The sequence below is a fragment of the Polaromonas sp. 39-63-25 genome, assembly GCF_002278925.1.
Classification (GTDB): Bacteria; Pseudomonadota; Gammaproteobacteria; order Burkholderiales; family Burkholderiaceae_C; genus Polaromonas.
The window spans coordinates 456,335-479,648 of sequence record NZ_NCJH01000001.1; the positions used below are offsets into that span (position 1 = coordinate 456,335).

Sequence of the window (23,314 nt, forward strand, 5' to 3'; positions counted from 1 at the left end):
TCCCGGCATCCTGGAAAAAAGGCTCCTGACGGAGCCTTTTTGCATCCCGAAAACTTTCAGAGCGACGTATGGAACAAACAGACGACTTATCCGGCAGCCGACTTGCAGACGCATGGGCGGAACTGCAGGCCCACTCCGACAGGGGCATCCCGCTGGAGGCCAATGCCTACCGGCTGGCCTTCGCCGACCCCGAGTTCCTGCTGCGGCGCGAGACCCGCGGCATCCGTTTCCAGCTGGAGATGCTCAAGCCGGACATGGAGCAACAGGCCCAGGGCATTGAAAACACCATCGTGGTATTTGGCAGTGCGCGTTTCCCGGCGCCGGAACAGGCCGAGCAGGCACTCAAACTCGCCCACGCCTCCGGTGACGCGCAGGCCCTGGCACTGGCCGAACGGCAGGTGCGCAACGCCGCCTACTACGACCAGGCCCGCCTGTTCTCGCGCCTGGTCGGCGCCCACAGCAAAACCCGGTCACCCGAAGAGCAGCTGTTCATCTGCACCGGGGGCGGTCCCGGCATCATGGAAGCGGCCAACCGGGGCGCGCAGGAAATGGGCGTGCCGACGGTGGGCCTGAACATCGCGCTGCCGCACGAGCAGAACTCCAACCCCTACGTGACGCCGTCGCTGAGCTTCAAGTTCCACTACTTCGCGCTGCGCAAGATGCACTTCATGATGCGCGCCAAGGCGCTGGTGGCGTTTCCGGGCGGTTTTGGCACGCTCGACGAGCTGTTCGAGGTCATCACGCTGGTGCAGACGCGCAAGGCCAAACCGGTGCCCATCATCCTGTTCGGCTCGGAGTACTGGCAACGCCTGATCAACTTCGACGTGATGATCGATGAAGGCGCGATTTCACCCGACGACCTCAAGCTCTTCCAGTACGTCGATGACCCGCAGGTGGCTTGGGACGCGATCAGGACTTTTTATCAGCTGTAGCCGGCCGCAGCAGCCAGGCGGCGCGGCTGCCCGCGCCCACCACCGCGCCGGTAGCCCAGAACACGCCGGCGATGCCGATCACGGCGCCCAGGGTGCCGAACAGCATGGGCATGACCACACTCGAGGCGTTGATCGCCATCAGGCGCAGGCCCAATGCCTCGCCGTGCCTGGCCTCGGGTGTGATCTGGTGCAGCATGCTCATGATCATGGGTTGCACCGTGCCGAGCGCCAAACCCAGCAGCACTGAACACAGGCCCATGCCCAGCGCCGTCTGCATGAAGGGGTAGACAGCGAACAGCACCGCGGTCACCAGCATGGCGACCGCCAGCACCCGCCACTCGCACAGGTGCGCCGCCACCAGCGGCATCACCATGCGGATGGCGGCTGCGGCCACGGCAAAGGCACCCAGGATGGAACCGATCACCGAGGCGCTGATGCCTCGTTCAAAGCCCAGCACCGGCACGACAAAGGTGTGCACGTCCCAGCAGGAAGACAGAAACCAGTTGACCAGCATCAGGCGGCGAAAGGTGGTGTCGCGCAGCAGGTCCCAGGCGCTGCCCTGCCTGGCGCCGTGCGCGGCGATCACGGGCGGCAGCTCGCGCGTCTTGCGCACCAGAAACCAGCTGGCCAGCGGCAGCACCGCCATCAGGAAAAAAGCGGCACGGTAGCCTGAGGTGCTGTTGGGCATGGCACCGGCATGGTCGATCAGCAGACCGGCCGAGAACGGGCCGACAAAATTGGAAATCGCCGGGCCGATCGACAGCCAGCTGAACACCTGCCGCAACTGCAAACCTCCCGTCGCGGCCCGGCCGACGTGGCGCTGCAGCGAAATCACGGCGGCGCCCGTGGCCCCGCCGGTGAGCAGCGCCGCCAGGCAGAGCACCGGAAACACCGGGAATGCCACCGCCACCCCGGCCCCCAGCACGGCCGCCGCGACGCTGTACCCCATGGGCCGGCGCAGACCGTGCCGGTCGGCAAAACGTCCGGCGGGCAGTGCCAGAAACACCTGGGTCAGGGCAAACAAGGCCAGCAACACGCCGACCGCGGCCGGGCTGTAACCCTCGCGCAGCGCCAGCAAGGGCGCGGCCATGCGGGTGCCGGCCATGCAGGCGTGCAGGCAGATCTGGGCCAGGATCAGGCGGGCAAGTTCAGGTGTCATGCGTCGCCAGGATGGCGCTCAACCCTCGTCCGGGTCCTTGTCCATGGGAATCAGCCGCGCCGAGTCAAGCTCTGGCAAGGCCTCGACGTTGCGCAGGGCCTTGCCCATGACCCGGCTACGCTGCTCCGCACTGCTCAGCGTATTGAGCACGGTTTCAGTCTGCGACTTGACCTTGGCCAGCACGTCGCCGAACTTGCCGAATTCGGTCTTGACGGCACCCAGGACCTGCCAGACTTCGCTGGAACGCTTTTCGAGTGCCAGGGTCCGAAAGCCCATCTGCAGCGAGTTCAGCATCGCCAGCAAGGTGGTCGGGCCGGCCAGCGTGACGCGGTGCTCGCGCTGCAGCACCTCCATCAGGCCGGGCCGGCGCAGGACTTCCGCATACAGGCCCTCGGTCGGCAAAAACAGGATGGCAAAGTCCGTCGTGTACGGCGGCTCGATGTATTTTTCCGAGATCGACCTGGCCTCCATGCGGATGCGCACTTCCAGCGCCTTGCCCGCCACTTCGGCGCCAAGCACGTCGGCGCGCTGCTGGGCATCGAGCAGGCGCTCGTAGTCTTCGTTGGGAAACTTCGCGTCGATCGGCAGCCAGACCGGATCGCCATTGTCCGAACGGCCCGGCAGCCGGATCGCAAAGTCCACCGGGTTCTTGCCGCCGCGGCGCGTGATGACTTGCGCGGCGTACTGGTCGACCGTGAACACCTGCTCGAGCAGCGCCGAGAGCTGGGCCTCGCCAAAAATGCCGCGCGCCTTGACGTTGGTCAGCAGATGCTTGAGGTCGCCCACGCCCTGGGCCAGCGTCTGCATTTCGCCCAGGCCCTTGTGCACCTGCTCGAGCCGGTCGGCGACCTGTTTGAAACTTTCGCCCAGGCGGGTTTCCAGCGTGGTCTGGAGCTTTTCATCCACCGTCTGGCGCATCTCGTCAAGCTTGGCCGAGTTGGTCTGCTGCAGTTGCGCGAGCTGTTTCTCCAGCGTTTCCCGGACTTCGCCCATACGCCGCGCATTCGATTCGCTGACCGACTGGAGCTGCGTGGTCAGCGTGTCGGACAGGGTTTTCTGCAGCAGCGTCAATTGCTGGGAAAAAGCGTCGATCTGCGCATTCTGCGTGCGGATGGCCTCGGCGCTTTGCTGCACCAGGGTTTGCTGGAAGGTGGCAAAACTCGTCGCCAGTTCCTGGCGGCTGGCGCGCGAGCTGTCGCCGATTTCCCGCCGCAGCTCACGCTCGAGCTTGTCGTTGCCGGAGGCCAGGCCGGCGAGCAGCTCTTCGCGGCCACTCTCGGCCGGCTTGCGCAGCAACAGCCAGAGCAGAAGGAGCAGGACAAGCAGCAGCGCTGCGAAGACCAGCCAGGCTTGCAAGGGGTTCATCGGTGCTATTTATTTCGCAGCAAGGACCGCAGGATTCAAGGGCGTCAGCGGCCTTTTTTCCTTGAAGAACCCGATCAGGTTGTCAGCCGCCAGCATGGCCATGGCCATGCGGGTGGGCACCGTGGCACTGGCAATGTGAGGCGTCAGCACGACGTTGGGCACCGTCAACAGGTCGGGATGCACCTGGGGTTCGCCTTCAAACACATCGAGGCCCGCCGCGGCTATACGCCTGTCGCGCAGCGCCGCAGCCAGCGCGGCATCGTCCACAATGCCGCCGCGCGCTATGTTGACCAGGGTCGCCGTCGGTTTCATCAGCGCCAGCTCGGCAGCGCCTATCGTGTGGTGCGAGGCGGGCGAATACGGCAACACCAGCACCACATGGTCGGCGGTCCGGAGCAGTTCTTCCTTGCTGACGTAACTCGCCTTGCACTCGGCTTCCAGCGCAGCGTCCAGGCGCGAGCGGTTGTGGTAAATCACCTTCATGCCGAAGCCGTGCGCACCGCGCCTGGCAATGCCCTGCCCGATGCGGCCCATGCCCAGTACGCCCAGGGTGCTGCCGTGGATGTCGGAGCCGGCAAACATGTCGTAGCTCCACTTGCTCCACTTGCCGGCCCGCAGGTAATGTTCGCTCTCGGTGATGCGTCGGGCCGTGGCCATCAGCAGCGCAAAACCGAAATCGGCGGTGGTTTCGGTCAGCACATCGGGTGCGTTGGTGGCCAGTACACCGGCCGCCGTCATGGCATCGATGTCGAAGTTGTTGTAACCCACGGCCATGTTGGCGCAGATCTTCAGTGTCGGACAGGCCGCCAACACCTCGGCGTCGATGCGATCGCCACCGGTGGTGAAGGCACCATCCATGCCCCGCAGTTTTTCGATCAGCTCGGCTTTGGACCAGGTTTCGTCTGCCTGGTTGGCATGCACCTCGAAGTGCTGCTGCAGATGCGTGATGACTTCAGGAAAGACGGCGCGGGCGACGAGGATGTTGGGTTTGCTCATGGGACTTCTTCAATGCGTTGAAAGGAATTTACCGGAACCAGATGAAGGTCATGACGATGAATAGCGGAATCAGCACCGCGCCCGACCAGGCCATGTAGCCGAAGAAACTCGGCATCTTCATGCCACGGTCCTCGGCAATGGCCTTGACCATCAGGTTGGGCGCGTTGCCGATATAGGTGTTGGCGCCCATGAACACCGCGCCGGCCGAGATGGCGGCCAGCGTCGGCGCCAGCGTGGTCATCAGGGTGGCGGGATCCCCACCGGCCGTGTTGAAAAATACCAGGTAGGTCGGCGCGTTGTCGAGGAAGGAACTCAGCGCGCCGGTGGCCCAGAAATACATGGCCGGGTCCGGCTGGCCGTCGGGCCGGGTGACAGCCGACACTACCGCGCCAAAGGGTCCGGCGGTCCCGGCCTTGAGCATCGCAATGACCGGGATGATGGTCAGGAAAATGCCCGCAAACAGCTTGGCAACCTCGGCCATGGGGCCCCAGGAAAACTGGTTGTCCTCGTGCACCTTGTCGGCCGTCATCTTCAGCGACAGCAAGGTGATGGCGATCAGGCCGGCGTCACGTACCAGGCCGGGCAGGCCGACCTCGGTGCCGAAAACATCGAACACCACCGACGACTTCCAGAAACCGCTGAGCAGCACCAGGCCGGCGACGCCGGCCAGCAGCGCGAAATTGAAGGCGCCGTCGAAACCCAGGCGGCCGGTATCCGGCGTCGGGTCCACCGGCTGCACGCCCTCCCGGCGGTAGTACCAGCTGTCCAGCAGGTAAAAAATCACCAGCAGGCTGCCGATCAGGAACAGGGTCTCCGGGAAAATGTGCTTGACCGTCCAGAAGAAGTCGACGCCTTTGAGGAAGCCCAGAAACAGCGGCGGATCCCCCAGCGGCGTCAGCGAACCGCCGGCATTGGAGACGATGAAGATGAAGAACACCACGATGTGGGCGGCGTGTTTGCGGTTGTCATTGGCGCGGATCAGCGGACGGATCATCAGCATGGAGGCGCCGGTGGTTCCCATGAAGCTCGCCAGCACGGCGCCGATCAGCAGCAGGCCGGCATTGAGCCCGGGGCTGCCATGCAGGTTGCCGCGTATGAAGATGCCGCCGGCCACCGTGAACAGCGCCGTCAGCAGGATGATGAAGGGAATGTATTCGGCAACCAGCGCGTGCACGAGGCTGGTGCCCGCCAGTGCCGGGCCGAACAGCACGGCAAACGGCAGGAAAAACGCCAGGGTCCAGGCCGCTGACACCTTGCCGAAATGGTGGTGCCAGAACGAGGGAAGCAGCAGCGGCATCAAGGCGATCGACAACAGCAGCCCCGCAAACGGAATACCCCAGAGCGGCGAGAGCTGGCTGCCATCAAAGCCGGCCGCCGTGGCCCAGCCAGGCAGAAAGGACAACAAGGCCGCGAGCGTGATCCAGCGAAATTTTTTCATGAGGTCTCCTGTCGTTTTTATGTAAGGCAGGGCAGTTGCCTCCTGCCTCTTATTGTCCGTGTCATGCAATGTCAAAAACCTGACGCAGGTAAGCCAGGTATTTCTCGTCATCACACATGTTTTTTGACGGCGTGTCGGACAGCTTGGCCACCGGCTGACCGTTGCAGCGCACCATCTTGATGACAATTTGCAGCGGTTCGTAGCCGAGGTCATTGGTCAGGTTGGTGCCTATGCCGAAAGCAAGCTGACAGCGGTCCCTGAACTGCTGGTAGAGCTCAATGGTGCGCGGCACCGTCAGCGCATCGCTGAAAATCAGCGTTTTGGTCCGGGGGTCCACCCGGTTCTTGCGGTAGTGCTCGATCAGGCGCTCGCCCCAGGCAAACGGGTCGCCGCTGTCGTGACGCGCGCCGTCGAACAGCTTGCAGAAATAGAGGTCGAAGTCGCGCAGGAAGGCGCTCATGCCATACACATCGCTGAGCGCAATGCCCAGATCGCCGCGGTACTCCTTGGCCCAGGACTCGAAGCCGAACACCTGGCTGTCGCGCAACCGCGGACCCAGGGCCTGGCAGGCCTGCAGGTACTCGTGCGCCATGGTGCCCAGCGGCGTCAGGCCCAGCTTCATGGCAAACAGCACGTTGCTGGTACCGGCAAACTGGCCGGCACTGCCGGCGCCCAGGCGTGCAATCAGGGTGCGCAGCACTTCTTCGTGCCAGGCCTGGCCAAAGCGGCGGCGCGTCCCGTAGTCGGCGATCTTCAGGGTGGCCAGGCCTTCGCCCTTCAGCAGCCCGATCTTGGCGTCGAGCCGTTTGCGCCCTTCCATCACATCGGCGAGCTTTTGCGTGTTGCGGAAATAGACCTCGTTGATGATGGCCAGCACCGGGATCTCGAACAGGATGGTGTGCAGCCACGGCCCCTCAATCACGACTTCGATTTCGCCCGAGGGCAAGGCCTTGACGCTGACGTATTTTTCGTTGAGGTGAAACAGCCCCAGGAAATCGACAAAATCGCTTTTGATGAAACGCATGCCGCGCAGGTAGGCGAGTTCGGCATCCTGGAAATGCAGGCTGCACAGGGCGCGGATTTCCTCCCGGATTTCACTGACATAGGGCGCGAGATCGCTCACGCCGGTGGCACCGGCGTTGCGGCACTTGAAGCGGTACTCGACCTGCGCACCGGGAAACTGGTGCAGCACCACCTGCATCATCGTGAACTTGTAGAGATCGGTGTCCAGCAGGCTGGTGATGATCATGGTCGGGCACCTCCATAAATCCATTTTTTGGGCGAATTGCTTCGTTGCGCGGTGCTCGGAATCCTCATGCACCCAAGTGCATTCCGGTATCCTCCGCGCCGCGCGCCTTGCACTTCATCCCAAAAAACTGAATTTCTGGAAGTGCCCAGGACGCGAGGAATCACAGAATACTCAGCCCAGAAAATCGACTTCGAACAGCAGCGTGGCGTTCGGTGGGATCACACCACCCGCGCCGCGTGCACCGTAGCCGAGGTCGGCCGGAATGACGAGGCGGCGCGTGCCGCCCACCGACATGCCCTGCACGCCTTCATCCCAGCCCTTGATGACCTGGCCGGCGCCGAGCGAAAACTCGAAAGGCTGGCCACGGTCCTTGCTGGAGTCGAACTTGGCGCCCTGCACGCCGTCGTTGTAGAGCCAGCCGGTGTAATGCACCTTGACGTTCTGGCCGGCCTTGGCGATCGCGCCTGTGCCCAACACGGTGTCTTCATACTGCAGGCCGGAGGGAGTGGTGTTCATAGGGCTCTTTCTGTAAAAAAAATGGAAACTGCGCTGTTTGGCGCCAACCCCTGACTTTACCCGCAAGTAGCAACCCAGAGGCGGGTTAAGGACGCTGGCGTGGAGCCTTCCCATACAAGCAGGGGCCGCGGATCTGGCTCTGCCAGTCCGCAGGCGCAGCGGCCCCCTCGGGGGGCAGGGAGCTACACGCAGTGAGCGACCGTGGGGGCCATTCAATCCAGCCAGGTCGTGAAGGCCTGCACACCGACGCGCGGCGTGCGGAAGGTGTTGACCAGCGCGGATTCGTCGGCATAACCCAGTGCCATGCCACAGACCAGCATTTCGTCGCCCCCAGCGCCGATGTGCGGCAGGATGATTTTGGCAAAACCGTTCCAGGCCGCCTGCGGACAGGTGTGCAGGCCGTGGCCGCGCGCAGCCACCATGATGTTCTGCATGAACATGCCGTAGTCCACCAGGCTGCCGCGGCCCATGACGCGGTCCAGCGTGAACATCAGGCCCACGGGTGCGTCAAAAAACCGGTAGTTGCGCTGGTGCTGCGCATGCATCTTGTCCTTGTCACCCTTGCCTATGCCCAGCAGGCCGTAAAGGCCCCAGCCGTTTTCGCGGCGCCGGTCGATGTAGGGCGAAACCCACTTTTCCGGGTAGTAGTCATATTCCTCCTTGTACTGCGCGGCCAGCTCCGGGTTGGCTCGGATCGCGTCGTGCGCGGCGCAGACCTTGCCGACCAGACTGTCACGGCTGTCGCCCTGCAGCACATACACCTTCCACGGCTGGGTGTTGGTGCCCGAGGGCGCGCGGCTGGCGATCGCCAGCAGCTGTTCCAGCGTTTCGCGGGGCACGGCTTTAGGCAGGAAGGCGCGCACGGACATGCGACTGTGGATGGCTGCATCCACAGCATTGAGGGGTTCGGTCACTTCAGGGTCTCCAGGGTGGTCAGAAGTTGGGGCGGCAAGGGCACGGGCCGGCGGGTGTGACGGTCCACGTACACATGGATGAAATGGCCCCTGGCGGCGCTCAGGGCAGCGCCATCCTGGCCAGGGAACAGCCCGACCTCGTAGCGCACGCTGGACGAGCCGACATGCGCCACGCGGATGCCGGCGAGCACCGGCTCGGGAAAGGACAGCGGCGCAAAATAATTGCACTGTGTCTCGATCACCAAACCGATCACGGCGCCGGCGTGGATGTCGATGGCGCCGCGCTCGATCAGGTAGCCGTTGACCGCGGTGTCGAACCAGCTGTAGTACACGACATTGTTGACATGGCCGTACACATCGTTGTCGGACCAGCGCGTGCCGATCGGACGAAAAACCTTGTAAGCGCTGCGGGGTTCGGCCTGGGGGCGTGTCGGGGACGTCATGGAGAGCTATTTTGCCAGCAGGCCAGCGGCATTCTTCCGTCGAGTCGGGGCCGCGGGTCTGGCTTCGCCAGCCCGCAGGCGCAGCGGCCCCCTTGGGGGGAAGGAAGCTACACGCAGTGAGCGACCGTGGGGGCCATCTTCCAGCGTTTCCAGTACTCGATCGCGACGCTGTAGGTATTCATCTGCACCTGCACCGTCTCGTCGATGTTGATGCCGTAACCGCCGGCCATGGCGAAGGCCAGCGGAATGCGGCGTTGCCAGGCCCAGTCAAACACGCGTCGGTCCCTGGCCTCCAGGCCGTCATAACTGAGCTTGAGCCGCCCCAGCCGGTCCCCTTCGAACGGGTCGGCGCCAGCCAGATAGATCACCAGGCCTGGCTCGAAGCGCCGTTCCAGCTCGTCGAGCGCGTGTTCCAGCGCCTGCAGGTAGGGCGCATCGGTGCAGCCGTCCGGCAGGTCCACGTCGAGGTCGCTCGCCTCCTTGCGAAAGGGGAAATTCTTTTGCCCATGCAGCGACAGCGTAAATACACCCGGATCGCTTCTGAAAATGCTGGCCGTCCCGTTGCCCTGGTGCACGTCCAGGTCGATGATCACCACCCGCAGCGGCGTGTATTGGCTGCGTGCCCACTCCATCTGCATCTGGCGAGCCGCGACGGCCGCATCGTTGAACACACAAAAGCCCCCACCCTTGCCTGCAGATGCATGGTGGGTGCCGCCGGCCATGTTGGCGGCCACGCCTTCGGCACGACCCTGCAGCCCCAGGGCAGCACGTGCCGCCGCCACCGTGGCACCCACCGACCGGCGTGAACGCTCGACCATCTCCGTGCTCCAGGGGAAGCCGATCTCGCGCATGGCCGCGGCATCCAGCGTGCCGTCGGCCACGGCCTGGATGTAGGCCGGTGCGTGCACCAGCGCCAGCTCGCCGTCGCTGGCCCGCGGTGCCACGCCCATGCGCACCTGCGGCAACTCGCCGGCCACGCGATCACGCAGGCGCTGGTATTTGGCCATCGGAAAGCGGTGCCCGGCCGGCAAGGGCAGGACAAAGTGATCAGCATAGAAAGCTTGCATGACAGCCAGAAAACAAAGAGAAGTCCCGGAGCGCCAAGGGTAACTCCTAGGAAAAATGGCGTTCCTGGCACTTGAACTAGTTATACAAAATAACTACAGTCAATAACCATATTTACACAAAACAACTACATCGGCGGTGCTTTTACGGGAGACCCCCCTCTCAACCACATCGAGGAACGAACAATGTCCTGGCTCGCATCCAGCCTGGCGGTCCGCCTGGAAGGCCTTCGGGCTCGCCGGCTACCAAACCCTGCCCGAGAGGCCAGGATGGAGCAGGTGCGCGAAGCCATGCTCGCGGCTCTGGATGAAAGCGGTGACGACAGATTCCTGGGGCTGAAAACCCGGATCCGGTTCGCAGGTGACGCGCAGCGCATGTGGGACCTGCGAAGCGAACTCATGAAAGCCCTGGGAAGCGCCCAGGGGGAGGCCCGCGCGGGCGAGACGCTGCGGCTGGTCACTGGCATGTTCCGCGACCTGTTGCCCGAGGGCCTGGCATCAGGTCTGGGCCATCAAGCCGGTTCGGGAACGGGATCCAGGCTGGCAAGGGAGCTTCACGAAGGCTTCAACAACTTCAAATAACAAGTTTTAAAGGGAGAAACACATGTTTCGTTCAACACTCATGGCATTGATGGTGTTTGCAGGCGCCCAGGCGATTGCAGGCGACAAGGGCGTGACGCCCACAGAAATACGACTTGGCGCGTCGGCCGTGCTCAGCGGTCCATTGGGGGCCCAGACCAAGGAATACGGCGTGGGTTCGCGCCTGTACTTCGACGCGGTGAATGCGGCCGGCGGTGTGCACGGACGCAAGATCAGCTACACCACGCTGGATGATGGCTTCGACGTCAAGCGCGCGGTGGACAACACCCGCAAGCTGATCGAGGAAGACGGCGTGTTCTTGATCTACAACAGCACCGGTACCGCGCAGACGGGCGCGATCCTGCCGCTGCTGCAGGAAACCCGGACCATCGCCTTCGGGCCGGTGACGGGCGCCTCCGCTTTCAGGGACAAGTTCAACCCCTACCTTTTTCATGTGCGCGCCAGCTACGCCAATGAAGCGCGGCGCATCATTTCCCAATTGAAGCAGATGGGCATTTCGCGCATTGCGGTGTTCTACCAGGACGACGGCCTCGGCAAAACCCTCCTCGCCGAATTGCGCCAGGCCGCAACCCTCGAAAAAATGAGCTTCGTCGTCGAAACAAAGATCGATCCAGCCCAACCCGACTTCAAGGCAGCCGCTACCGCCACCGAAAAGGCTCAGCCGCAGGCCGTGATACTGGGCACGGCAGGGACCACGTTCACAAATTACGTCAAGGCCGTCCTGCAGACTTCCGTCAAGCCGAGCTTCTATGGTTTTTCCGTCGCGAGTGTGGACGTGATCAACCGCGAGCTGAAGCAGGATGCGCGCGGGATCATCCTGACCCAGATCATGCCGTCGCTGCGCAACACGACCATCCCGGCCGTGGCCGAGTACCTGAAGCTCCTGCGCGAAAAATCGCCGGACGCGCGCCCTTCGGCCTCGCAGTTCGAGGGGTTTGTCCACGCCAAACTGCTGGTCGAGGGTCTGCGCAGGGCCGGCCGGCCACTGAGCACGGACTCGTTCATCAAGGCCATGGAGGGGGCCGGCGAAATCAGCTTCGGCCGTTTTGTGGCGAAGTACTCGCCGCAGTCACACAACGGGTCCACCTATGTGGAGATGGCCATCATCGACAACGAGGGGCAGCTGCGCTACTGAGTCCGGCGGGGTTCCAGGCCCCTCCCCTTGACAGCGCCTGGCCCTCCGGCAGGCGCCTCTGCGCCTCCCGCCTCTCAACAGGGCGGGCGCTAGAGCTTGATCTCTAAAATGCTGCACTGCAACAAAAATCGCTTGCAATCGTGCGCCTGATCCCTATACTTGAGTTATGTTGCAGTGCAGCAATCGACAAGACAAGCCCAACAGCAGATTGTCCGGCAGCGCAACTAATTGAATTCTTAACCCACTTATTGGAGATTTAAATATGTTGACCGCTGAACAAATCATGGCTTCCCACAAAGCAACCGTTGAAACCCTGTTTGGTCTGACCAGCAAGGCTTTCGAAGGCGTCGAGAAACTGGTTGAACTCAATGTCCAGGCTTCCAAGGCTGCCCTGGCTGAAACCGCCAACCACACCCAGACCCTGCTCGGCGCCAAAGACGCCCAGGAACTGCTGGCCCTGCAAGCCAGCCTGATGCAGCCCCTGGCTGAAAAAACCGCTGCTTACAGCCGCCACCTGTACGACATCGCCACCGGCACCGGTGCTGAAGTCGGCAAGGCCTTCGAAGGCCAGGCTGCCGAAGCCCAGGCTAAATTCATGGGCCTGGTTGACAGCGCCGCCAAAAACGCACCGGCCGGTTCCGAGTCCGCTGTGGCCGTGATGAAAAGCGCCGTGGCTGCCGCCACCAACGCTTTCGAGTCGGTCCAGAAAGCCGTCAAACAAGCCAGCGACATGGCCGAAGCCAACCTCACCGCGGTGACCAACACCGCCGTGAACGCCACCAAAACCGCTTCCAAAAAGCGTTGATGAACAGGGCTTGAATTAGCGGGCCGAGCCACCAACTGATTCAGGTCGGGTTTGAGAAACTCAAATCCTGTAGATTCCGGAGCCTGCTGCCGTTAAACAAGTATCGGAGCGCAAGTTCCAGCCGGTTGTCTCCTCGGGTCCTTCCAGAAATCAAGTTTCACGGACCCCTTCAAAGCCTGATCGCAAGATCGGGCTTTTTTTTGGCCAAAAAAGGCCTTGAGCCCTTGCTGGTCGTCCGTACGCAGCTATCAAAAACAGAGCGTCAGCGCGCTGCCGTGCGCACGGTGGCCATCTTCGCCCTGAGTGCGGGCAGCGCCGCCCGCATCGCCGCCCGTCCCGCATCGATGGCACGTTGCCGGGCCGAGAAGTCGGCGCTTTTCAGGCCTGCCTGCGAGGGCTGCACCACTACATCGGCATCCTTCAACTCGTACTGGTTGATGCTTTTCCCCATGATGGCAAAGGTCTGCAGCAGGATCTGCAAGGTGCCGTCGGCCGTGTTGGCTTCGGGCGGATTGGAGATGTCGACGGCAATCACCAGCTCGGCACCCATCTGCCGCGCAAATCGCACCGGCACCGGCGAGACCAGGCCGCCGTCCACATACTCGCGGCCGTTGATTTTGACCGGCACAAACACCGCCGGCACGGCGCTGGATGCGCGCACCGCCATGCCGGTGTCACCGCGCTGGAACAGCACCGGCTGGCCGCTGCCCAGGTCGGTCGCCACGATGCCCAGCGGAATGGCCATGTTTTCCATCAGACGGCCGGCCACCAGATCGTTCACGTAACGGCCAAGAGCCTCGCCGCGAAACATGCCGCGGCCGAAAATCGGCAGCATCCAGTCGGTGATCGCGACCTCTTCCATGTTCAGGGCCGTCTGCTGCAGCTGCGCACTGCTTTTGCCGCTGGCATACAGCGCTGCGACCAGGCTGCCGGCCGAGGTACCCACCACCACGGAGGGCCGGATGCCGGCTTCTTCCAGCACCGCAATCACGCCCACATGGGCAAAACCGCGCGCCGCCCCGCCGCCCAGCGCCAGGCCGATACGCGGCGCGCGCTGGGCCGGGGTCTCGACGACCGGACCGACAACGGGCGCCACCGTGCCGGCCGGCAGGCCGGCGCAGCCGGCCAGTATGACCAGCCCGGCCACGGCGACCGCACGTGCTGCCCCGCGACCCAGCGAGCCGCCCGCCCAACCCAGGGCAGCCGTCACGACCGCAAAGCTATTGAGAATAATTCGTGTTTGTATTACACTGATTGCCATTCCAACCTTCACAGTTCGCACCATGTTGAAAAAATTCCCGATTCTGGCCACCCTGGCCGTGGCTGCCACCCTGATGGGCGGCGCTGGCGGCGTCAGCGCGCAGGAACAGGTGGTCAACCTGTATTCTGCCCGCCACTACCAGACCGATGAGGCGCTTTACAGCAATTTCACCAAAACCACGGGCATCCGGATCAACCGCGTGGACGCGGACGATGCCGGCATTCTCGCGCGCCTGAAAGCCGAAGGCGCAGCCTCCCCCGCCGACGTGATTCTGCTGGTCGATGCAGCGCGGCTGGCCAAAGGCGACAGCGAAGGCCTGTTCCAGCCCATCAAGTCGCCCCTGCTGGAAAAGGCGATTCCCGCGCAGCTGCGCGCCCAGGCCACGCCCGAAGGCACGACCTGGTTCGGTTTTTCCACCCGCGCCCGTCTCATCGTTTATGACAAGCTCAAGGTCAAGAAAGCAGACGTCGACACCTACGAAGAACTCGCCGACCCGAAAAACAAGGGCCTGCTGTGCACCCGCTCGGGCTCGCACCCCTACAATCTGTCGCTGTTCGGCGCGGTGACCGAGCATCTTGGCGCCGCCAGGGCCGAAGAATGGCTCAAGGGCATGGTGGCCAACATGGCCCGTCCGCCCAAGGGCGGCGACACCGACCAGATCAAGGGCGTGGCCAGCGGCGAATGCGGCATCGCGATCACCAACAGCTACTACCTCGCGCGCATCCTGCGGTCATCCGCGCCGGAAGACAAGGCCATCGCCGACAAGGTCGGTGTGGTGTTTCCCAACCAGCAGTCCTGGGGCACCCATGTGAACATCGCCGGTGCGGCCGTCGCCAAAAACGCCAAGAACATCGGCAACGCGGTGAAATTCATGGAGTACCTAGCCAGCCCCGATGCGCAGAACTACTTTGCCAACGGCAACAACGAGTGGCCCGCCGTCGCCGGCGTGAAAGTCAGCAATGCGGCCCTGCAGGCCATGTCGGGCGGCAGCTTCAAGTCCGAGACCATCCCGATCAGCACCGTCGGCGCCAACCAGGTGAAGGTGCAGCAGATGCTGGACCGCGTCGGGTACAAATAACGCCCCCACGTTCGCTCGCTTCGCGTAGCTTTCTGCCCCCCGAGGGGGCGCTGCGCCTGCGGGCCGGCAGAGCCGGACCCGCGGCCCCCGCTTGAAAAGAGAGCACCCCGTTCATCGAAAAGCCCGGTTCGCCGGGCTTTTTTATGGGTGATTTTTATGCGTGATAATTGCCATTGACGTTGACGTTAACGTCAACTCCGCAACACCCTCCCCCTCATCATTTCCCCAAGGAACATCTCATGGACATCGCAGGCAAAGTATTCATCGTCACCGGCGGCGCATCGGGTCTCGGCGAAGGCACGGCACGCATGCTGGCGGCCAAGGGCGGCAAGGTCGTGATTGCCGACATGCAGGTCGAAAAAGGCGAAGCCATCGCGAAAGACATCGGCGGCGCCTTCGTCAAGTGCGACGTGAGCCAGGAAGCCGACGGTCAGGCCGTGGTCGCCAAGGCCGTGTCCATGGGCAAACTGATGGGCCTGGTCAACTGCGCCGGCATTGCACCGGCCGAAAAAACCGTCGGCAAAAACGGCGCGCACAACCTCGGCGTGTTCAGCAAGACCATCACGGTCAACCTGATCGGCAGCTTCAACATGATCCGCCTGGCCGCTGACGCGATGTGCAAGAACGAACCCGAAGCCACCGGCGAACGCGGCGTGATGATCTCCACCGCTTCCGTCGCGGCCTACGACGGCCAGATCGGTCAGGCCGCCTACAGCGCGTCCAAGGGCGGCATTGTCGGCATGACCTTGCCGATCGCGCGCGACCTGGCTCGCAACGGCATCCGCAACATGACGATTGCGCCCGGCATCTTCGGCACACCGATGATGTTCGGCATGCCCCAGGAAGTGCAGGACTCGCTGGCCGCCTCCGTGCCCTTCCCCAGCCGCCTGGGCACGCCGCAGGACTACGCCAAACTCGCGCAGCACATCTTTGAAAACGACATGCTCAACGGCGAAGTGATCCGCCTGGACGGCGCGATCCGCCTGGCACCGCGCTAAACACCTCTCCAACGCTATCGTATTGATAGCTACTTGCGCCCACTCCGCCTGGGCTGAAGGCCGATCTGACTGAAAACCCAGCCAGCTCGGCCTTTTTTCCGCTGCTTACAAAATCGCCCGCCCCACCCGGCCTGACCCTGCAGCGCTGCGCCGGGCTTGGGTTTACCATGGCCCATCCCTTCTGGAGAAGCCATGAAAACCATCGCCCCTGCGTTCATGTTCAAGCGAGCCGCTGTCCTGTCTCCCCTGTCCGGCTTGGCTCTGGCCGCCGCCCTGCTGGTGGCCGGCTGCGCCACGGCCCCGCCCTTCGCCTACAGCGTGCCGGCGCAGCCCGAAGGCACGTCGGGCTACACCGAAAAACCCGGCTGGGCGAACGCGAGTTTTGCCGTCGCCGCGGCCAACCCGCTGGCCACCGATGCCGGCTACCAGGTGCTCAAGGCCGGCGGCTCGGCGATCGACGCGGCGATTGCCGTGCAGATGGTGCTCGCGCTCGTCGAGCCGCAATCGAGCGGCATAGGCGGCGGCGCTTTCCTGCTGCATGCCAGCGGCAGCAAGGTCGAGGCTTTTGACGGCCGCGAAACCGCGCCGGCGGCCGCTGACGAAAAACTCTTTGTCGGCGCCGACGGCAAGCCCATGGCCTTCATCGACGGTGTGGTCGGCGGCCGGTCGGTTGGCGTGCCGGGCACGGTGCGCATGCTGGAGATGGCGCACAAGCAGCACGGCAAGCTGCCCTGGGCGCAGCTGTTCGTGCCGGCCATCACGCTGGCCGAGGGCGGCTTCAAGGTCAGCGCCCGCCTGGCCACCCTGCTGAAAACCGAGCAACACCTGAAAAAAGACCCGGTCGCCGCCGCCTACTTTTACCAGCCCAATGGCGAGCCGCTGGCCGCCGGCAACCTGCTGCGCAACCAGCCGTTGGCCGATGTCCTGAAAAAAATCGCTGCGGGCGGCTCCAAAGCACTGCTCGAGGGCGACGTCGCCCAGGCCATCGTGACCAAGGTGCAAGGCCACCCGACCAACCCCGGCAAGCTGAGCCTGGCCGACCTGGCCGGCTACCAGGCCAAAAAACGCGAGCCGATCTGCCACGACTACCGCGCGCAGGCACGCGACTACCGCATCTGCGGCATGCCGCCGCCCAGTTCGGGCGCGATTGCGGTCGGGCAGATCCTGGGCATCCTGAACCACACGCCTGCGGCAACGCTGGCCCTGGACACCGGCATGGGCGGCACGCCCGGGACCACAGGCGCGGCACCGTCGGCCGACTGGCTGCACTTGTACACCGAAGCCTCGCGCCTGGCCTTTGCCGACCGCGCGCAGTACCTGGGCGACCCCGACTTCGTGCAAGCGCCGGGCGGCAACTGGATGAGCCTGCTGGACCCGGCCTACCTGGCCGAACGCGCGAAGCTGATCGCCACGCAGCCCGGCGGACAAAGCATGAAGGTCGCCAAACCGGGCACACCAGGCGGCACGCGCCTGGCTTATGCCCCCATGCCCGAGCAGCCCGAATACGGCACCTCGCACATCAGCATCGTCGATGCGTATGGCAACGCGATTGCGATGACCACCACGATCGAGGACGCTTTCGGCGCGCGCCAGATGGTCAGGGGTTTCCTGCTGAACAACGAGCTGACCGATTTCAGCTTTGCGCCCACCGATGCCGATGGCAAGCCCGTGGCCAACCGCGTGCAGCCGGGCAAACGGCCGCGCTCGTCGATGGCGCCCACCCTGGTGTTCGACAAGGCCTCCGGCCAGCTCGTGATGAGCGGCGGCAGCCCGGGCGGCGCGCTGATCATCCACTACACCGCCAAGACGATCTATGGCGTGCTGAACTGGGGAATGATGCCGCAGCAGGCCATCAACCTGCCCAACTTCGGCTCGCTCAACGGCCCGACCCTGCTGGAAGAAAAACGCTTTGCACCGCCCACCGTCGAGGCGCTGAAAGCCCGCGGCCATGAAGTGCGCGAGATGACCATGACCAGCGGCCTGCAGGCGATCACCCGCGGCCAAGCGCACGGCAAGCCGCTGTGGCTGGCCGGCGCCGACCCGCGCCGCGAAGGCGTGGTCATGGGAGATTGAGTATAAAAAGTGGCTGCAGCCCTTCTCTAGCGGGCACAAGCAGCTATTTTTTTGGTAGCGCGCTGGTTCGCATCGGCTCGGCCGGCGCGTCCTGCTTGCCGGTGCCTAAACGTTCGTATTCCGAAATCACCTGCGCGCCCAGCAGCAGCAGCGTCGCGGCCAGCTCCAGGCTCAGCAGGACGATGATGGCCGTGGTCAGCGAGCCGTACACCAGGCCGACCTGCGACAGCGTGTCGAAGTACCAGACCAGCAGATGGCGCGTCACTTCCCACAGCAGCGCCGCCGTGATGCCGCCTATCAGCGCGTGGCGCAGCGAGAGCTTGCCGACCGGCATCACCATGTAGACCGAGGTCAGCACAAAGATCTCGCCGGCCAGGCCCAGCAGGTAGAGCAACACGCCCGAGAAACCGCTGAGCGACCAGCTGTAGCCCAGAAACTCCAGGCTCTGGTCGCCCAGGGCCTGGAAGCTGCCGGAGACCAGCGTCACCAGCAGCAGGCCCACGCCCAGGCACAGGATGTAGACGTAAGGCAGCAGCGCGGACACCAGGAAGCGGCGGCGCCGGATCGCCACGCGGTGCAGGAAAATCACCGACATCGCGTTTTCCAGCACGGTGAAGGCCAGGGAGCTGAAAAACAGCATGGTGGCCAGCAGCACCCAGCCCATGAGCTCGCGATGGGCGAGAAAGTTTTCCAGCTCGCCCACGATGAAGTCGGCCTGGCCCGGCGCCAGCCAGCCGATGTAGCGGCCCAGCGCCTCCAGCAGCGCCGACTGGTCGATCACATGCGACAGCGCAATCGCCATCAGGATCAGCAGCGGAACAATCGACAGCAAGGCGTAATAAGCCACCGCCCCCGCCAGCAGCAGGCCCTGGTTGGCCCGAAAGCCCAGCAACACGCGCAGCGCAAACGCGCCAGGGTGCCGGATCACATAAGCGGCCTGGGGTCCGGGGGTCATGGCTGCGGCCTGTTCAAGATCAAATAAGCCTCAATCCCTTGCCAGACATGCGCAAGCAGCTATCTTCTTGATAGCAAACCCGCCTGGCGTCATACGTCGATCGCGGCGGCCGAGCCGGCCAGCTTGCGCAGCTCGAACTTCTGGATCTTGCCGGTGCTGGTCTTGGGCAGCTCGCCGAACACCACCGCGCGCGGCACCTTGAAGCCGGCCAGGTGTTTCTTGCAGTGCGCCACGATGTCCTCCTTGGTCGCCGTCGCCCCGACCTTGAGCTCGACAAAGGCGCAGGGGGTTTCACCCCAGCGTTCGTCGGGCTTGGCCACCACGGCGGCGGCCAGCACGTCGGGGTGGCGGTACAGCACGTCTTCGACCTCGATCGAGGAGATGTTTTCGCCGCCGGAGATGATCACGTCCTTGCTGCGGTCCTTGATCTTGATGTAGCCGTCGGGGTACATCACGGCCAGGTCGCCGCTGTGGAACCAGCCCCCTAGAAAAGCCTCTTCGGTCGCTTTCGGATTTTTCAGATAGCCCTTCATCGCGATGTTGCCCCGGAACATGATCTCGCCCATGGTCTCGCCGTCTTGCGGCACCGGCTGCAGGGTCTGCGAATCGAGCACGCGCACATCACGCTCCAGGTGGTAACGCACGCCCTGGCGCGCATTGAGGCGGGCGCGCTCGCCGATGTCGAGTTTTTCCCAGCCGTCCTGCGCGGCGCACACGGTCGCCGGGCCGTAGACCTCGGTCAGGCCGTAAACATGGGTCAGGTCAAACCCGAGTGCCTCCATGCCCTCGATCATGGACGCCGGCGGCGCCGCACCGGCCACCATGGCCTTGACGCCGCGCGGCAGGCCCTGCTTCATGCTGGCCGGCGAGTTGACCAGCAGGCCGTGCACGATGGGCGCGCCGCAGTAGTGCGTCACGCCATGCTGGCGGATCGCGTCGAAAATCGCCTGTGGCTCGACCCGGCGCAGGCAGACATTGACCCCGGCGCGTGCCGCCACCGTCCACGGGAAACACCAGCCGTTGCAGTGAAACATCGGCAGCGTCCACAGGTACACCGCGTGTTTGGGCATGTCCCATTCGAGGATGTTGGACACCGCGTTGAGCGCCGCGCCGCGGTGGTGGTACACCACGCCCTTGGGGTTGCCGGTGGTGCCGCTGGTGTAGTTCAGCGCAATCGCATCCCATTCGTCGTCGGGCTGGCGCCAGGCAAACCCCGCGTCACCGCTGGCCAGGAACTCGTCGTAACGGATGCTGCCGATGCGCTCGACCGGCCCGGTGTACAGCGCGTCTTCCACGTCGATGACCAGCAGCGGCGCGCTCGACTGGCGCAGGGCCAGCGCCTTTTTCATGACGCCGGCGAACTCGGCATCGACGATGACCACTTTCGCCTCGCCGTGGTCCAGCATGAAGGCAATGGTTTCGGGGTCGAGCCGGGTGTTCAGCGCATTGAGCACTGCCCCGGTCACCGGAATGCCGAAGTGCGCCTCCACCATGGGCGGGGTGTTGGGCAGCATCACGGCGACGGTGTCGCCTTTGACTATGCCGCGCTGCTGCAGCGCACTGGCCAGTTGGCGGCAGCGCGTGAAGACCTCGGCCCAGTTGCGGCGCAGGCCGCCATGCACCACCGCCAGCCGGTCCGGATAAACCTCGGCGGTGCGCTCAATGAACGACAGCGGCGACAGCGCAGCGTAATTCGCCTCGTTGGGCGCTAAGTCCTGGTCAAAAATGCTGGGCATCAAAGTCTCCTCGGGGTTGGGCGGTCTGTGCAGCCATGGTAGCCGCACCGGCTCGGCAGCGGAACGCGATGGCCTCGGGGCACAATACAGCCGTGGCCATTCCCCAATCATTCATCCAGGAACTGCTGGCGCGCGCCGACGTGGTGGACATCGTCGGGCGTTACGTCCAGCTCAAAAAAGGCGGCGCCAATTTCATGGGGCTGTGCCCCTTCCACGGCGAAAAATCGCCCTCCTTCAGCGTCAGCCCGTCCAAGCAGTTCTACCACTGCTTCGGCTGCGGCAAAAACGGCAATGCCATCAGCTTTCTGATGGAGCACGGCGGCATGACCTTCGTTGAGGCCGTGAAGGACCTGGCCCAGCAATACGGCCTGCAGGTGCCCGAAGACGACGTCTCGCCGCAGGAGCGCGCCCGTGCCGCCCAGGCGCGCGAGCAGCAGGCCACCCTCACCAGCGTGCTCGAAAAAGCCGGCATCGCCTACATCAAGCACCTGCGCAACGCGCCGCGCGCCATCGACTACCTCAAGGGTCGCGGCCTGTCGGGCGAAATCGCCAAAACCTTCGGCCTCGGCTACGCGCCCGAAGGCTGGCGCGCGCTGGCCAGTGTGTTCCCCGACTACAACGACCCGCTGCTGGTGGAAAGCGGCCTGGTCATCACCGGTGAGCCTGGCGAGGAAAATGCCCAAGGCGAAGCCAAGCGTTACGACCGCTTCCGCGACCGCATCATGTTTCCGATCCGCAACGTCAAGGGCGAATGCATAGGTTTCGGCGGGCGTGTGCTGGGCGACGAAAAACCCAAGTACCTGAACTCGCCCGAAACCCCGGTGTTCAGCAAGGGCCGCGAGCTCTACGGCCTGTTCGAGGCGCGCACCGCGCTGCGCGAACACGGCTACGCGCTGGTCACCGAAGGCTACATGGACGTGGTGGCGCTGGCCCAGCTCGGTTTTGCCAACGCCGTGGCCACCCTGGGCACGGCCTGCACCGCCGACCATGTGCAAAAGCTGTTCCGCTTCACCGAGTCGGTGGTCTTCAGCTTTGACGGCGACAGCGCCGGCCGCCGGGCCGCGCGCAAGGCGCTGGACGCCGCCCTGCCCTTTGCCACCGACGTGCGCACCGTCAAGTTCCTGTTCCTGCCGGCCGAACACGACCCCGACAGCTACATCCGCGAACACGGCCAGGAAGGCTTTGCGGCCTATGTCGCCAAGGCCGTGCCGCTGAGCAAATTCATGCTCGACGCCGCCGGCGAAGGCTGCGACCTGGATACCGCCGAAGGCCGCGCCCACATGGCCAGCAATGCGCGTCCGCTGTGGAGCCTGCTGCCCGACGGCACACTCAAGCACCAGTTGCTCGCCGAGATCGCCGACACCGTGCTGATCGACAGCCGCGAACTGCTGCAGATCTGGCAACCGGCCGCGCCGCACTATAAAAACAGTAGCAACTCGCGAACACAGGGAAAGGGCCAGCGGCCAAAAGCGCCTGAATATGCCGACGCCGTTCCGCATTTCGAGGAGTTTTCCGGCAACTTTGCCGACTTGCACGATGAAGGCGCTTATGCCGCGTCGCTGCCCGCCCCGTCGTCGGCGGGCGGGTCTGCCGGCCGCAGCTTCGGCGCCAAGCCAGGTGCCAGCCGCCCGCCGCGGCGCATCGCGGGGCGGGTGTTGCCGGCCGGCCGCGAAGACCGGGTGCTGCGGCTGATGCTGACCGACCCGCAAAGCTGGGACAAGCTCAGCGGGGAAGAACACGTGCTGCTGTCGGAACTGCCGGCGCCGCACGGGCCGCTGTTTGTCTGGCTGGAGAGCCAGCTGCACGAACACGGGCCGCAGCCCTGGGCAGCCCTGCGCGAAGGGCTGCGCGAACACCCCCAGGAAAAATACGCGGTGGACCAGATCGCCCAGCTTCACGAGGGCATCGAGTGCGACTGGAACGAGGTCCGCGCCATCCTGGACCAGCTCCTCAAGCTCAAACGCCAGCAGGAAATGGTCGATTTGCTGCCCCGGGTGCTGGCCGACCCGGCGGCCAGGCAGCGTTACGAAGAGTTGTCCGCCCTGCTGAAAAATAGCTGATTTGGCCCTTTTTTGTTGCCCAAAAATGAGGCAACAGGGTATAATCCGATTTTCCGCTACGGCAAGCGCGACAGCAGCACCTCCGGTACCAGCCCCCCGCAAGAACGGGACCTCACAGGTTGAAGGGCCACCTCCCCGCAAGGACTGCACACCAAATGTTCGCCCAAACAACTTGCTGTGGAGCCTGACGGGCTTGAGACACCTCTCAAGTCCGACAGACTCCTGAATGCCCAGCCATCCGGCGCGGGCATTTTTTGTGCCTGTAGCCCGACCGCTGTCGGGTGTCAGGAACCCAAGTCTGTTGAGGAAAGTTTCACACCGGGGGAGTTCGCCATGCCTGCTCAAAAGTCCAGCAAGACTGCCAAAACCGTGACCAAGCCCAAAGCGGCAGCCAAGGCTGCCGCCCGACCGCCGGTCAGGAAAGCCGCCAGCAACAAGCTTGAAAAACCCGGAAAAACCGCCATATCCAGACCAGTTCCTGGCAAAAAAGATGCAGCCAGCAAAGCGCCCCTGAAATCTGAAAAGCCTGTCAAGAAA

At 63.9% G+C, this 23,314-nt stretch carries 21 protein-coding genes; 8 read left to right on the forward strand and 13 right to left on the reverse strand.

The features are described from left to right. Nucleotides 1-68: 68 nt before the first annotated feature. Entirely contained in the window at nt 69-932 is an 864-nt protein-coding gene (locus tag B7X65_RS02180; RefSeq protein WP_293592340.1) for a TIGR00730 family Rossman fold protein, read from the forward strand. On the opposite strand, the gene B7X65_RS02185 is transcribed toward B7X65_RS02180, so the two are convergent. From B7X65_RS02185 to B7X65_RS02225, 9 genes are all read right to left on the reverse strand, one after another. After that, the gene (locus tag B7X65_RS02185) at nt 910-2,091 is read right to left on the reverse strand and encodes an MFS transporter (protein WP_293592341.1); all 1,182 of its coding nucleotides are present in this window, start codon (nt 2,089-2,091) and stop codon (nt 910-912) included. The two genes, B7X65_RS02180 and B7X65_RS02185, sit on opposite strands and share 23 nt — an antisense overlap. An 18-nt stretch (nt 2,092-2,109) precedes the next feature. Then, nucleotides 2,110-3,456, reverse strand: a complete 1,347-nt coding sequence (gene rmuC / locus B7X65_RS02190; RefSeq protein ID WP_293592342.1) for a DNA recombination protein RmuC — start codon at nt 3,454-3,456, stop codon at nt 2,110-2,112. 9 nt (nt 3,457-3,465) lie between these two features. Next, the gene (locus tag B7X65_RS02195) at nt 3,466-4,452 is read right to left on the reverse strand and encodes a D-glycerate dehydrogenase (protein ID WP_293592343.1); all 987 of its coding nucleotides are present in this window, start codon (nt 4,450-4,452) and stop codon (nt 3,466-3,468) included. Between the two features lie 28 nt (nt 4,453-4,480). Then, on the reverse strand, nt 4,481-5,890 hold the full coding sequence (locus B7X65_RS02200) for a sodium:proton antiporter (RefSeq protein ID WP_293592344.1): 1,410 nt from the start codon (nt 5,888-5,890) through the stop codon (nt 4,481-4,483). A 61-nt stretch (nt 5,891-5,951) separates the two neighbouring features. Beyond that, nucleotides 5,952-7,139, reverse strand: coding sequence for a nicotinate phosphoribosyltransferase (gene pncB, locus B7X65_RS02205; protein ID WP_293592345.1), 1,188 nt, complete (start codon nt 7,137-7,139; stop codon nt 5,952-5,954). Nucleotides 7,140-7,310: 171 nt separating this feature from the next. Beyond that, nucleotides 7,311-7,655 (reverse strand): FKBP-type peptidyl-prolyl cis-trans isomerase, encoded by a 345-nt coding sequence (locus B7X65_RS02210; protein ID WP_293592346.1) that lies wholly within the window; start codon nt 7,653-7,655, stop codon nt 7,311-7,313. 212 nt (nt 7,656-7,867) lie between these two features. Further along, a complete protein-coding gene (locus tag B7X65_RS02215) occupies nt 7,868-8,524 on the reverse strand; it encodes a nitroreductase (RefSeq protein ID WP_293592451.1) in 657 nt (218 codons plus the stop codon). A 41-nt stretch (nt 8,525-8,565) separates the two neighbouring features. After that, complete coding sequence (locus tag B7X65_RS02220; RefSeq protein ID WP_293592347.1) at nt 8,566-9,012, reverse strand: thioesterase family protein; 447 nt, start codon at nt 9,010-9,012, stop codon at nt 8,566-8,568. 107 nt (nt 9,013-9,119) lie between these two features. Next, the gene (locus tag B7X65_RS02225; protein WP_293592348.1) at nt 9,120-10,079 is read right to left on the reverse strand and encodes a histone deacetylase; all 960 of its coding nucleotides are present in this window, start codon (nt 10,077-10,079) and stop codon (nt 9,120-9,122) included. Between the two features lie 267 nt (nt 10,080-10,346). Here B7X65_RS02225 and B7X65_RS02230 point away from each other — a divergent pair, with 267 nt between their 5' ends. The 3 genes from B7X65_RS02230 to phaP all read left to right on the forward strand — a co-directional run bounded on the left by B7X65_RS02230 (nt 10,347) and on the right by phaP (nt 12,616). Beyond that, the gene (locus B7X65_RS02230) at nt 10,347-10,658 is read left to right on the forward strand and encodes a hypothetical protein (RefSeq protein WP_293592349.1); all 312 of its coding nucleotides are present in this window, start codon (nt 10,347-10,349) and stop codon (nt 10,656-10,658) included. Between the two features lie 22 nt (nt 10,659-10,680). Next, entirely contained in the window at nt 10,681-11,811 is a 1,131-nt protein-coding gene (locus B7X65_RS02235; RefSeq protein WP_293592350.1) for an ABC transporter substrate-binding protein, read from the forward strand. A 262-nt stretch (nt 11,812-12,073) separates the two neighbouring features. Continuing rightward, nucleotides 12,074-12,616 (forward strand): TIGR01841 family phasin, encoded by a 543-nt coding sequence (phaP, locus tag B7X65_RS02240; RefSeq protein WP_293592351.1) that lies wholly within the window; start codon nt 12,074-12,076, stop codon nt 12,614-12,616. A gap of 262 nt (nt 12,617-12,878) precedes the next feature. Here phaP and B7X65_RS02245 read toward each other — a convergent pair whose 3' ends face one another. After that, nucleotides 12,879-13,877 (reverse strand): patatin-like phospholipase family protein, encoded by a 999-nt coding sequence (locus B7X65_RS02245; RefSeq protein ID WP_293592352.1) that lies wholly within the window; start codon nt 13,875-13,877, stop codon nt 12,879-12,881. A gap of 22 nt (nt 13,878-13,899) precedes the next feature. Between B7X65_RS02245 and B7X65_RS02250 the strand changes: the two genes are divergently transcribed. The 3 genes from B7X65_RS02250 (at nt 13,900) to ggt (ending at nt 18,026) form a co-directional block, all read left to right on the forward strand. Continuing rightward, nucleotides 13,900-14,955 carry an extracellular solute-binding protein gene (locus B7X65_RS02250; protein WP_293592353.1) on the forward strand — a complete coding sequence of 352 codons (1,056 nt, stop codon included), beginning with the start codon at nt 13,900-13,902 and terminating at the stop codon, nt 14,953-14,955. A 239-nt stretch (nt 14,956-15,194) separates the two neighbouring features. After that, complete coding sequence (locus tag B7X65_RS02255; protein WP_293592354.1) at nt 15,195-15,953, forward strand: 3-hydroxyacyl-CoA dehydrogenase; 759 nt, start codon at nt 15,195-15,197, stop codon at nt 15,951-15,953. 216 nt (nt 15,954-16,169) lie between these two features. Further along, nucleotides 16,170-18,026: a gamma-glutamyltransferase gene (gene ggt / locus B7X65_RS02260; RefSeq protein WP_293592452.1), complete on the forward strand. Its 1,857-nt coding sequence runs from the start codon at nt 16,170-16,172 to the stop codon at nt 18,024-18,026. Between the two features lie 43 nt (nt 18,027-18,069). Here the strand turns inward: ggt and B7X65_RS02265 are convergent, their stop codons facing one another. Further along, nucleotides 18,070-18,981 (reverse strand): YihY/virulence factor BrkB family protein, encoded by a 912-nt coding sequence (locus B7X65_RS02265; protein WP_293592355.1) that lies wholly within the window; start codon nt 18,979-18,981, stop codon nt 18,070-18,072. Nucleotides 18,982-19,070: 89 nt separating this feature from the next. Then, on the reverse strand, nt 19,071-20,717 hold the full coding sequence (locus B7X65_RS02270) for an acyl-CoA synthetase (protein ID WP_293592356.1): 1,647 nt from the start codon (nt 20,715-20,717) through the stop codon (nt 19,071-19,073). Nucleotides 20,718-20,809: 92 nt separating this feature from the next. Between B7X65_RS02270 and dnaG the strand changes: the two genes are divergently transcribed. Beyond that, entirely contained in the window at nt 20,810-22,777 is a 1,968-nt protein-coding gene (gene dnaG / locus B7X65_RS02275; protein ID WP_293592357.1) for a DNA primase, read from the forward strand. Nucleotides 22,778-23,118: 341 nt separating this feature from the next. Here the strand turns inward: dnaG and B7X65_RS02280 are convergent, their stop codons facing one another. Then, nucleotides 23,119-23,310, reverse strand: coding sequence for a hypothetical protein (locus B7X65_RS02280; protein WP_293592358.1), 192 nt, complete (start codon nt 23,308-23,310; stop codon nt 23,119-23,121). Nucleotides 23,311-23,314: the final 4 nt, after the last annotated feature.